This is a genomic window from Thermococcus alcaliphilus, assembly GCF_024054535.1.
Classification (GTDB): Archaea; Methanobacteriota_B; Thermococci; order Thermococcales; family Thermococcaceae; genus Thermococcus_A; species Thermococcus_A alcaliphilus.
The window spans coordinates 1-426 of record NZ_JAMXLV010000004.1 but is presented as its reverse complement, the minus strand read 5'-3'; the positions used below and the strand labels follow the sequence as shown (position 1 = coordinate 426).

The following is a 426-nucleotide window of genomic DNA, read 5'->3' as shown; positions in this document are numbered from 1 at the left end:
TTCTTCAACCCATTCGCCTGCAGAGACATAAGATACGCATTGAACTTCCTCATAAGCAGACAATACATAGTCCAGAACATCCTCCAGGGATCAGGACAACCAATGCTTGGTGGTATAAGGCCAAGCACCGGTGCAAACGCACACTTCGAGCCAGTATACAGTGCACTCGGCATAACCGCACAAGGAAACAAACTCAAAGCCCTCCAAATGATTGAGAACGCAATGCAGAAAGCCGCCCAAGACCTGGCAGCCCAAGGGTACACGCTAGAAAAAATCAACGGCACATGGTACTTCAACGGTGAGCCCGTCACACTCAAATTCATCATCAGAATTGAAGACCACAGAAAGGATCTTGGTCTTTATGTTGCCGACTTGATCGAGAGATTCTGGGGCTTCAAGGTTGAGAGGCTTCTCTGGGATAGAAGA

Annotated in this window: 1 pseudogene; it reads left to right on the top strand. The window is 48.1% G+C overall.

Annotated features, from left to right (window positions below):
* A pseudogene (locus NF859_RS00015) lies at nt 1-426 on the top strand (ABC transporter substrate-binding protein); the annotation flags it as partial.